The organism is Longimicrobiaceae bacterium (assembly GCA_035936415.1).
GTDB lineage: Bacteria > Gemmatimonadota > Gemmatimonadetes > Longimicrobiales > Longimicrobiaceae > JAFAYN01.
The window spans coordinates 1-2,547 of sequence record DASYWD010000047.1; the positions used below are offsets into that span (position 1 = coordinate 1).

The window sequence follows — 2,547 nt, forward strand, 5'->3', positions numbered from 1 at the left end:
ACGTACTCCAGCTCCCCCCCGGCCCGCCAGCGCGCCCGGTCTCCAGAGCGGTACATCCGCGCGCCCGCCTGCCCCGAGAACGGATCCGGGACGAAGCGCTCCGCCGTCTGCTCGGGGCGGTTCAGGTACCCGCGTGCCACACCCCTGCCGGCCACGAACAGCTCGCCCGCGATCCCCGGCGGCACCGGGCTGCCCTCCCGGTCCAGCACGTAGACGCGCACGTTCGCCACCGGCCGCCCGATACGCACCGGGGCGCCGGGGCGCACCCGGGCGGCGGTGGTGTTGACCGTGGCCTCCGTGGGCCCGTAATGGTTCCACAGCGCCAGCTCGGGGAAGAGCGCGAAGGTCCGCTCCACCAGCTCGGGCGAGAGCGCCTCGCCCCCCAGCAGCACCGCTTCGAGCCCCTGCGGCCTCGGCCCCTCCGCGCAGCGGATCCGCTCCAGCAGGGCGCTCCAGAGCGAGGGCACGCCGCCGAAGGAGACGCGCTCGCGCGTCGAGAGCGCCTGCAGCAGCCGGTCGGGATCCGTGACCGTCTCCTCCGGGAGGATCCAGACGGGCTCGCCGCGCAGCAGAGGCGGGAAGAGCTGCCGCACGTGCGCGTCGAAGGAGAGCCGGCTCACCCAGGGGAGCGCGAAGCCCTCGGCCCCGAGCACTTCGCGATCGAACCAGGCCAGGTAGTTGACCAGCCCGCCGTGCTCGACGAGGACGCCCTTGGGTGTGCCGGTCGAGCCCGAGGTGTAGACGACCAGGGCGAGGTTGCCGGGGCAGAGTGCCAGGGCCGGCGCCGCCTCCGGCCGGCGCTCGAGGGCCTGGCTCTCCTGGTCCAGGCACACCACGGGGCCGCCGAAGGCGCAGAGCCGCCGGGCGAGGCCGGAGTGGGTCAGCACGGCGCAGGCGCCCGCGTCGGCGAGCGTGAAGCGGAGGCGTTCCTCCGGGGAGGAGGGGTCGAGGGCGACGTAGGCAGCCCCGGCCTTGAGGATCCCCAGCACGGCGGCGAGGGTGTCGGCTCCGCGCTCCAGGAGGACGCCCACGCGCGCCTCCACGCCGACGCCGAGCGAGCCGAGGTGGTGAGCGATGCGGTTGGCGCGCCGCTCCAGCGCGGCGTAGGAGAGGCGCCCGTCGTGCGCATCGACGGCGAGCGCCTGCGGGGTGCGCGCGGCCTGCAGCGCGAAGAGTTCGTGCAGGCAGCGCTCCCGGGGGTAGCCGCGCTCTGTCGCGTTCCACTGGACCAGCACCTGCGCGCGCTCGGCGGGCGAGAGCAGCTCGACCTCTCCGATGCGGCGCCCGGGGTCGGCCGCGACCGCCTCCAGGAGCGTGACGAAGTGCCCTACCATTCGCTCCACGGTGCATTCGTCGAAGAGCGCCGTCCGGTAGACGAGGGAACCACCCAGCTCTTCCGTGTCGAGGGCGATCCCCAGGCTGAGGTCGAAGCGGGCCGTCGTCTCTCCTCCTCCGCCGCCGAGCGACTCCATCTCCGCTCCGCCGAGCTGCAGGGAGCGCCGTCCGTCCTCGTGCAGGGAGAGCACCGCCTGGACGAAGGGGACATGGCCCAGGCTGCGCTCGGGCGCCAGCTCCTCGACGAGGCGCTCGAACGGGATCTCCTGGTGGGCGTACGCCTCCAGGGTCGCTTCCCGCGTCCGGCCGAGGAGCGTACGGAACGGAGGATCGTCCGCGAACTCTGCACGCAGCATCAGCGTGTTCACGAAGAAGCCGATCAGCCCTTCCGTCTCCAGCCGTGTCCGCCCCGCGATGGGGCTCCCCACGATGACGTCGGCCTGTCCGCTGTAGCGCGCCAGGAGCGCCTGCCAGGCGGCCAGGAGCGCCATGAAAAGGGTGGCCCCCTCCCGCCTCGCCAGCGCACGTACTCCGCTCGTGACTGCCGGCGGTACCGAAACGCCGACGCTCGCACCGCGCGCGTCATGCTCCTGCGGGCGGGGCCGGTCGGTCGGGAGCTCCAGCATGGGAGGCGCCCCCGCCAGCCGCCCCCGCCAGTAGTCGAGCTGGCGCTGGAGGACCTCGCCCGTGAACCAACGCCGCTGCCACACCGCGTAGTCGCCGTACTGCACCGGGAGAGCGCGGAGGGAGGGGGTGCGGCCTTCGTGCAGCGAGGTGTACAGCTCGGAAACCTCCTCCACCAGGACGTCGCGGCTCCAGCCGTCGCTGATGATGTGGTGGAGCGTGAAGAACAGCCCCCACTCCGCGCTGCCCAGGCGGACCGCCCGGCTGCGCAGCAGCGGTCCGGTCGCCAGCTCGAAGGGAGTGAGCGCCTCCTCCCTTGCCAGCCGCTCGACCTCCGCCTCCCGCGCCTCCATGGGAAGGTGGCGGAGGTCGGTGGTCGGAATGGTCACCGGGACCGACTGCGGCTCCCGGACGCGCTGGACCGGGGTGCCGCGTGCGGCGGGGAACACGGTCCGGAGCGTCTCGTGGCGGTGCACCAGCTCCGCGAGGGCCTGCTCCAGCACCCGGAGGTCGAGCGTGCCCCGCACCCGGAGCGCATATCCGAGGTTGTAGGCGGGGCTGCCCGGCTGGAGCTGGTCGATGAACCAG

The 2,547-nt window shown here is 73.5% G+C and carries 1 protein-coding gene; it reads right to left on the reverse strand.

Features of this window, described 5'->3' with window-relative positions; translation table 11 throughout:
• On the reverse strand, nt 1-2,547 hold a 2,547-nt coding region (locus VGR37_02035), incomplete at both ends, for an amino acid adenylation domain-containing protein (protein HEV2146176.1).